Genomic DNA, 7,376 nt, shown 5'->3' with positions numbered 1-7,376 from the left:
CCTCCGCGCCGGTCCCGTTCGGCGGGGCTCTGATCTATGTGCCGGCGGAATGGGTGAAGCCCGCGGAAGGCGGCGTCGAGCGGCTCATGAATGTCTATGTCTCGATGGGCGTCACACCGCCGCTTGGAAGGCCGAGTGACGCGAGGCGTGCGCTTGCGACCGTTTCCGCCGTTGGCGCTATCACCCCGCCGCGCAAGCCGAAGACGCCGCGAGCGCCGAAGAAACCGACGGCGGAAACCTAACCGCTCAATTCGCGAAGCGGAAGTGCAGGACGTCGCCGTCCCTGACCACGTATTCCTTGCCTTCCAGCCTAAGCTTGCCGGCATCGCGCGCAGGGGCTTCGCCGCCGAGTGTGACGTAGTCATCGTAGGGGATCGTCTCGGCGCGGATGAAGCCCTTCTGGAAATCGGTGTGGATCACGCCCGCGGCTTGCGGCGCGCGCGTGCCTTGCGTCACGGTCCAGGCGCGCGCTTCCTTCGGGCCGGCGGTGAAATAGGTGATGAGGCCAAGCAGCTTGTAGCCCTCGCGGATGAGCCGGTTGAGGCCGGGCTCCTCCAGTCCAAGCTCGGCGAGGTAGGTCTTGCGCTCGGCGGCATCGAGTTCGGCCAGCTCCGCCTCGATCTTGGCGGAGATGACGATGACGCCGGCGCCTTCTTCCGCCGCACGCTCGGCGACGCGCGCCGAATGTGCGTTGCCGGTGGCGGCTGAGGCCTCGTCGACATTGCAGACATAGACGACGGGCTTGGAGGTGAGAAGGCCGAGCCCCTTGAAAATCACGCACTCGTCGTCGGCGATCTCGGCCATGCGCGTGGGCTTGCCTTCCTGGAGCAGTGGCAGGATGCGCTGCACAAGCTCGAGGGTCTTCTTGGCGTCCTTATCCTGGCCGCGGATCTTCTTCTCCAGGATCGGCACGCGGCGCTCGAGGCTGTCGAGATCGGCAAGCATCAGCTCGGTCTCGATGGTCTCGGCATCTTCGATCGGATCGACACGACCCTCGACATGGACAACGTCCGGATCCTCGAAGCAGCGCAGCACATAGGCGATGGCGTCGACCTCGCGAATATGGGCGAGGAACTGATTGCCAAGGCCTTCGCCTTTCGACGCGCCGCGCACGAGGCCGGCGATGTCGACGAAGGTGAGGCGGGTCGGAATGGTCTGCGCCGACTTTGCGATGCTCGCGAGCCGATCAAGGCGCGGATCGGGAACGGGCACGTCGCCGACATTCGGCTCTATGGTGCAGAACGGATAGTTCGCCGCCGCCGCGGCCGCGCTTTGCGTCAGCGCATTGAAGAGAGTGGACTTGCCGACATTGGGCAGGCCGACGATGCCGCATTTGAACCCCATCAGCGTTCAGCCGTCCTGGCTGAGCCAGCGGCGCAGCATTCCGAACGGACCGTCTTTCGCGGCAGGCTTTTTATTTGCAGGGGGCTGATCCTTGTCGTCCTTCTTGCTTGGCTTGCTCTCGCTGCGCGGCGCCGGCGCGTCTTCCTCATGCGACTGGGTCTTGTGCGAGACCATAGACTGGAACTTGTCGCTGGCGCCCTCGGCGAGATGCGGAGCGGCTTCGGCGATGGCACCGAGCAGGGGCTCCAGCCATGCATGATCAGCCTTGGCGAAATCGTGCAGCACGTAGCCTGAAACTGCATCCTTTCGACCCGGATGGCCGATGCCGATCCGCACGCGCACATAGTCGTTGCCGATATGAGCGGTGAGAGACTTGAGGCCGTTATGCCCCGCTACGCCGCCGCCGGTTTTCACGCGGACCTTGCCGGGCGCGAGGTCGAGCTCATCGTGGAAGACGACCGCGTCGTCGAGCTCGAGCTTATAGAAGCGCAACGCTTCGCCCACGGAACGTCCGGACTCGTTCATATAGGTGCCGGGCTTCAGGATAAGGACGGACTCGCCCGCGACCTTGCCTTCGGTGGCCATGCCGGAAAAGCGTTTGCGCCAGGGGGAAAAGTCGTAGTCCGCCGCGATGGCGTCGACCGCCATGAAGCCGACATTGTGACGGTTGAAGGCGTATTGCGCCCCCGGATTGCCGAGGCCGACGAACAGCTTCATCGCGTCACCATGAGGCTAAAAGGATCGAACGACCCTGCCGGGCAGACTATTTCTTCTCCTTGGCCTTCTCGTCCTTCTTTTCCTTGCCCTTCTCCTCACCGGCGGCGGCAGGAGCGGCAGCGGCTTCCGCGCCAGGCACGGCAGCGGCAGCGCCGGTCGGGCCTTCATCTGCCGTGCGGCCGGCGATCGTCGCAACCGTGAAGTCGCGATCGGTAATGGTCGGACGCACGCCCTCCGGAAGCGTGATGGAAGAGATGTGGATGGAGTCGCCAATCTCCAACCCCGTCAGGTCGACGTCGAAATGATCGGGAATGGCGTCGGCCGGGCAGCGGACCGGAATGTCGTGGCGGACGACGTTGAGCATGCCGCCACGCTTAAGGCCGGGCGAGGCGGCTTCGTTCAAGAAGCGGACCGGGACCTCGACGCTGACTAGAGCATCCTTGCCGAGGCGCATGAAATCGACATGGATCGGGAAGTCGCGCACGGGATCGAGTTGCACGTCGCGCGGGATCACGCGGGTCTTGGCGCCGTCCATATCGAGCACGAACACCGTGCTCTGAAAGTGGCCGGTATGGAGTTGATGGTCTATGGCCGCATATTCCACCGTAATGGGCTGCGGGTTCTTCTTGTCACCATAGATGACGCCGGGAATGCGTCCGTCGCGGCGCACGGAGCGCGCGCCACCTTTGCCGGAGCGCTCGCGCGCCCATGCCTTGAGTTCCGTAACTTCGGCCATCATCGCCTCCAAACCAGAAATAATGAGGGGCCGGAAAGCGGCCCCGAAAGGTTGTGCGCGCCTGTTCAGGCCGGCGGCTGAATTCTTGCAAGGCTTATAGCCCCGAAGCCGGGCGGATGACAATTGGGTTTACCCCGAAAAACAGGCTTCGCGACGGTACAAAATGCCCTAAGAGGCGCAGGTCTCGACCTGATTCGGGCTCAAAGCCGGGGAGCCGCGCCTTGCACGTTCCGCGTCGCGGATCAGTTGCATGACGCGTCGCGTGAGGGGGACATCAAGGCACAGCGCCTCGGCTCGTCGCATAACGGCTCCTTGGATGCAGTCGATCTCGGTCAGGCGACCCATCTTCAGATCCTCCAACATCGAGGAGCGCGCCGAGGCATCCATGACCAGCATCTTGTGTGCTGCGCGCTTGAACAGCCAGTCCGGGAGCCGCAGCGCGAGGGCAATGAGGCGCAGGGGGATGCCTTCGACCGGTGCGACCTTAATCCTTACCGCGCTGAGCACTGGAAACGCTTCATGCATTGCTTTGCCAGCAGCATGCCCCAGCGTCGGTCGCCGAGTTCCTGCTTAAGCGGCAGACCCGACAGAGCATTCAGCGCGTTGTTGAGATTGATTAGAAGCTTGCCCCAGAGCACGGCGTCAATATCAACATGCTCCGTCACGGACGCCCCGGGAACGTCGAGGAGGCCGGCGAGGCCCGGGACGCGATCGGCGATTTGCACGGTCCCTGCGGTCGCGCGATGGAAGCGCGGCGCCTCACCGTCTTTTCGTGTTTGCACGACGTTGAACGGGATCATGGCGGCAACGACTTCGCGATCCTGCCCGAGGCGTTCCTGAAGCAGCGGCACATTATCGAGCCCATTCTGCGCGCTGACGACGACCAGCCTTTGCGGGGCGTGGCGCGCGATGAGATCGGCCATTTCTCCGGTATGGCGGCACTTCACCGTCACGACGATGATGTCGGCGCCGGAAAACGCGTTGCTCGCTTCAGTCGCGACCGCGAGCGACCCCGGTGACAAAAGCTGGTCGGATTGATGCAGACCGGAGACGCGCAGACCGTGTGCGGTGACGGGGGCGGCGAGTGTCTCGCGGAGCAACAGCGTGACATTGCGGCCAGCCAGCGCAAGGCGGCCGCCCAAATAGCAGCCGATGCTGCCCGCTCCCGCTATAACGATGCGCGAATTGAGATCCATGGCCATGCCGCCCGTCTTGCTCCTTTCGTCCCTGGTTTCTAGAAGCGCAAACGATGAACGATGATAGCAGGACGTTACACGCCAAGGCGAAACGACCGGTCTCCTTGGATACCCCGGAGGTGCAAAGCCGGCGTCAGACCAAGTCGGCGCCGCTGGCGAACCATGCGACCTGCAGAAGGCGGCGCGGCGCAGGCTGCCCCGGGCGATTTTCGACTATGTCGAGGGCGGGTCCTATGACGAGGTCACGCTGCGGGCGAACCGGTCCGACCTCGAAGCACTGCTTCTGCGCCAGCGCGTCTTCGGCAATGCGGTCTCGCGTGCGCAGGCCAGCACGATCGCCGGAGAGCGTTCAACGATTCGGCTTTGCCGGCTTGATTTATCCGCAATGCGAGATCCATGCCGCAAAGGCGGCAGAGGCCTACGGCGTGCCGTATTGCTTGAGCACATTCGCCAGTTGCTCGATGGAGCAGGTCGCGGCTGCGGTCCACGAACCCTTCTTCTTCCATCTCTATTTTTTCAAGGACGAGGCGGTGAACAAGGCTCTCCTGGAACGCGCCGCGCAAGTGGGCTGCAAAGTTCTGCTGACGCTCGATGCCGGCGTGCAGGGGCGGCGCAATCGCGATCTCGAAAACGGGCTCATCGTGCCGGTCCGCGTCCGGCTGAAGCTCGCATTGCAGATGGTCGCCAAGCCGTGGGGGCCATCGGCTATGGGCGCAGCCATCGCACCATCGGGAACCTGGCGATGTTCGTGCCGGGGAGCGCCGAACTCGCCGACATCTCGGTTTGGGCCGAGCGCAACCACAAGGGCCCGGGTTCGCTCGCCGATGTCGAATGGGTGCGCAAGCATTGGCCGCATAAGCTCGTCCTAAAGGGCATTCTCGACCCCGACGATGCGAAAATCGCGGTAAAGCTCGGCGCGGACGCGATCGTCGTCTCCAACCATAGCGGCCGGCAGCTTGATAGCGCGTTGACGGGCGGTGAAGGCGTTCCCTGCCATTCGGGAAGCCGTAACCGATGATTTCGACCTGATCTTCGACGGGGGTGTGCGGTCCGGGCTTGACGTCTTGAAGGCGCTCGGCCTTGGGGCGAAAGCCTGCTTCCTCGGACGCGCCTATCTCTACGGCCTTGCGGCCTATGGCCAAAAAGGCGTCGAGGCCGCATTGCAGCTCCTGAATCAGGAGCTCGATGCGGCTATGGCGCTCACAGGCGTTGCGGATGTTAGCCACCTTCCGCCAGAAGTCGTGATAGCGCCATGATCTCCTGGCAGAGCCCCAGGAAAAGTGTGAACTTTTCGCGGATTTGCGCGTTTAAGGCAGGGGAACAGGGTGCAATCCGTCTTGAATCTGATCACAACCAGTCCAACTCGCGCGTTCCTATCGCGCGCTACGTCGGCACGCAGCCTTGCCTTCGATATCTGACGTCATCGGTCACCCGTAGAGGACGCCGTGCAGATCCGTCTCCCCAAACTCCTGCAATCGCAGTCTGTTCTGCTCGGGGCCGGTTTTGCCATCCTCGTTCTGATCGGCACCGCCGGTGCGTTTCTAAGCAACCAAGCCCGTCTCGAAGCCAACTTGATTGCACACACACTCCAAGTGGAGAAGCAGATCTCGGAGGTCCTTCTCCAGTTGCGGCGCGCCGAGAGTCACGAGCGGGCCTATTTCATCACGGGGCAGGCGGAGTATCTTTCCGATTATCAAGCCGCGGCGAAGAATGTGCGGCCCGAGTTTGAGAAGTTGCGGCGCCTTACGGCCGATAACGTCAGTCAGCAAAGAGTTCTGAGCGAACTCGACCCGCTCCTCGATAGGCGGCTCGCCGACTTCGAGGAGGCCGTCAAAGCCGTGCAAGGCCAAGACCTCGAAAAAGCGCAACGTATCGTTCGCAACATCGAGGGTCGCGATAACATGGAGCAAATCCGCACTCTTGCCACCAACATGGCAGCAGAGGAGCAGGACTTGCTCACGCAGCGCGGGGCGGCGGCAGAGCGCACCACCACGCTGTTGTTGGCCGTGACCATCGGCGGTGCGATTCTGATCGTGCTGCTCGGCATCGCGGCGGTCACCGCCGTTCAGCGCTCCAATCGCCGTCGTGACGAGGCCGAGCAGGGCCTCATTGAGACGAACCAAAATCTTGAGCAGATCGTCTCGGAACGCACGTCCGATCTGCAAGAGGCCAACAAAGAAATCCAGCGCTTCGCCTATATCGTCAGCCATGACCTGCGCTCCCCGCTCGTAAACATCATGGGATTCACGGCCGAACTCGAAGCTTGGCGCGACGATGCCCTTAGCCGCATTCAGTCGCTGCGGGATTCGGGTGGGGGCGTCGCGGGAGACGAGGAAATCCAAGAGGACGAAGGTGAACTCGCGGGCGAGTTCACCGAGGCGATTCAATTCATCAAAAGCTCGATTACCAAGATGGATCGGCTCATCAATGCGGTGCTGAAGCTCTCGCGGGAGGGGCGCCGGGAGTTCCACCCCGAGACCATCAAAATGAGCGAGCTTTTGGACGGCATCATATCGACGGTGGCGCATCAAACGGCCGAGACCGGCACGACCATTACGGTGCGGGATTTGCCCCAGGTCAACAGCGACCGGCTCGCGCTTGAGCAAGTCTTCTCTAACCTCGTTGATAACGCCCTGAAATACCTCAAGGATGGCGTTCCGGGCGAGATTGAGATCTCGGCTCAGGAAACGCCCCTCCAGATTGTTTTCGAAGTGAAGGACAATGGCCGCGGCATTGACGGCAAGGATCATGAACGCATCTTCGATCTCTTCCGGCGTGCCGGTCAGCAAGATCGTCCCGGCGAGGGCATCGGGCTCGCCCATGTCCGCACCCTGGTGCGGCGGCTTGGCGGCCGTATGGATGTGAAATCTGAGCTCGGAGAGGGCAGCACCTTCATTGTGGCGCTGCCGAAATATTGGAGGACACGAAGCGAGAGGAGCGCCGCATGACTAACCCGGTAATCATCGTCATGGTCGAGGACGATGAAGGCCATGCCCGGCTGATAGAAAAGAACATTCGTCGCGCGGGCGTGAACAATGAGATCAAGCCGTTTGCAAGCGGAGGCGAGGCGCTGCGCTTCCTGCTAGGCGCGGATGGCAGCGGCACGGTCAATAAGGGCAATCCGCTTCTGGTGTTGCTCGATCTCAACCTGCCGGACATGAGCGGCGTGGACATTCTCAAACGGGTCAAGGAGAACGACCATCTGAAGCGGTCCCCGGTCGTGGTTCTCACCACCGCCGACGACGCCGTGGAGATCCAGCGCTGCTACGATCTCGGTTGCAATGTCTACATCACGAAGCCGGTGGATTACGAAAAGTTCGCGCACGCGATCCGGCAGCTCGGCCTGTTCCTCTCGGTGATTCAGGTGCCCCCCGCGGCCTAAC

The 7,376-nt window shown here is 62.4% G+C and carries 9 protein-coding genes and 2 pseudogenes; 6 read left to right on the top strand and 5 right to left on the bottom strand.

The window, feature by feature from the left end; genetic code table 11:
* Positions 1 to 242 (top strand): annotated as a pseudogene (locus ACR2J1_RS07400) (hypothetical protein); the annotation flags it as partial.
* 4 nt (positions 243 to 246) lie between these two features.
* Here the strand turns inward: ACR2J1_RS07400 and ychF are convergent.
* From ychF to ACR2J1_RS07375, 5 genes are all read right to left on the bottom strand, one after another.
* A complete protein-coding gene (ychF, locus tag ACR2J1_RS07395; RefSeq protein ID WP_434018693.1) occupies positions 247 to 1,344 on the bottom strand; it encodes a redox-regulated ATPase YchF in 1,098 nt (365 codons plus the stop codon).
* A gap of 6 nt (positions 1,345 to 1,350) precedes the next feature.
* On the bottom strand, positions 1,351 to 2,061 hold the full coding sequence (gene pth / locus ACR2J1_RS07390) for an aminoacyl-tRNA hydrolase (protein ID WP_434018692.1): 711 nt from the start codon (positions 2,059 to 2,061) through the stop codon (positions 1,351 to 1,353).
* Positions 2,062 to 2,107: 46 nt separating this feature from the next.
* The gene (locus tag ACR2J1_RS07385) at positions 2,108 to 2,800 is read right to left on the bottom strand and encodes a 50S ribosomal protein L25/general stress protein Ctc (RefSeq protein WP_434018691.1); all 693 of its coding nucleotides are present in this window, start codon (positions 2,798 to 2,800) and stop codon (positions 2,108 to 2,110) included.
* 165 nt (positions 2,801 to 2,965) lie between these two features.
* The gene (locus ACR2J1_RS07380) at positions 2,966 to 3,304 is read right to left on the bottom strand and encodes a ketopantoate reductase C-terminal domain-containing protein (protein ID WP_434018690.1); all 339 of its coding nucleotides are present in this window, start codon (positions 3,302 to 3,304) and stop codon (positions 2,966 to 2,968) included.
* A complete protein-coding gene (locus ACR2J1_RS07375; RefSeq protein WP_434018689.1) occupies positions 3,289 to 3,999 on the bottom strand; it encodes a 2-dehydropantoate 2-reductase N-terminal domain-containing protein in 711 nt (236 codons plus the stop codon). Before ACR2J1_RS07375 ends, ACR2J1_RS07380 begins: the two co-directional genes overlap by 16 nt.
* Positions 4,000 to 4,162: 163 nt before the next feature.
* On the opposite strand from ACR2J1_RS07375, the pseudogene ACR2J1_RS07370 reads away from it, so the two are divergent.
* The 5 genes and pseudogenes from ACR2J1_RS07370 to ACR2J1_RS07350 all read left to right on the top strand — a co-directional run.
* A pseudogene (locus tag ACR2J1_RS07370) lies at positions 4,163 to 4,646 on the top strand (alpha-hydroxy acid oxidase); the annotation flags it as partial.
* A gap of 38 nt (positions 4,647 to 4,684) precedes the next feature.
* Positions 4,685 to 5,011 (top strand): alpha-hydroxy-acid oxidizing protein, encoded by a 327-nt coding sequence (locus tag ACR2J1_RS07365; RefSeq protein WP_434018688.1) that lies wholly within the window; start codon positions 4,685 to 4,687, stop codon positions 5,009 to 5,011.
* Positions 4,971 to 5,249: an alpha-hydroxy-acid oxidizing protein gene (locus tag ACR2J1_RS07360; protein WP_434018687.1), complete on the top strand. Its 279-nt coding sequence runs from the start codon at positions 4,971 to 4,973 to the stop codon at positions 5,247 to 5,249. Before ACR2J1_RS07365 ends, ACR2J1_RS07360 begins: the two co-directional genes overlap by 41 nt.
* 189 nt (positions 5,250 to 5,438) lie before the next feature.
* On the top strand, positions 5,439 to 6,941 hold the full coding sequence (locus ACR2J1_RS07355) for a sensor histidine kinase (RefSeq protein WP_434018686.1): 1,503 nt from the start codon (positions 5,439 to 5,441) through the stop codon (positions 6,939 to 6,941).
* Positions 6,938 to 7,375, top strand: coding sequence for a response regulator (locus ACR2J1_RS07350; protein ID WP_434018685.1), 438 nt, complete (start codon positions 6,938 to 6,940; stop codon positions 7,373 to 7,375). The genes ACR2J1_RS07355 and ACR2J1_RS07350 overlap by 4 nt, the downstream gene beginning before the upstream one ends.
* Position 7,376: the final 1 nt, after the last annotated feature.

The sequence above is a fragment of the Methyloceanibacter sp. genome (assembly GCF_050999895.1).
GTDB lineage: Bacteria > Pseudomonadota > Alphaproteobacteria > Rhizobiales > Methyloligellaceae > Methyloceanibacter.
Note: the sequence above shows the minus strand (reverse complement) of the source record. Positions and strands in the feature narration are given on the sequence as shown.

What these genes read in the sequence shown, in the direction of transcription:
- ACR2J1_RS07375 (WP_434018689.1), bottom strand. Translation starts at nt 3,999, where the DNA reads ATGGCCATGGATCTCAATTCGCGCATCGTTATAGCGGGAGCGGGCAGC.
- ACR2J1_RS07385 (WP_434018691.1), bottom strand. Translation starts at nt 2,800, where the DNA reads ATGATGGCCGAAGTTACGGAACTCAAGGCATGGGCGCGCGAGCGCTCC.
- pth (WP_434018692.1), bottom strand. Translation starts at nt 2,061, where the DNA reads ATGAAGCTGTTCGTCGGCCTCGGCAATCCGGGGGCGCAATACGCCTTC.
- ychF (WP_434018693.1), bottom strand. Translation starts at nt 1,344, where the DNA reads ATGGGGTTCAAATGCGGCATCGTCGGCCTGCCCAATGTCGGCAAGTCC.
- ACR2J1_RS07350 (WP_434018685.1), top strand. Translation starts at nt 6,938, where the DNA reads ATGACTAACCCGGTAATCATCGTCATGGTCGAGGACGATGAAGGCCAT.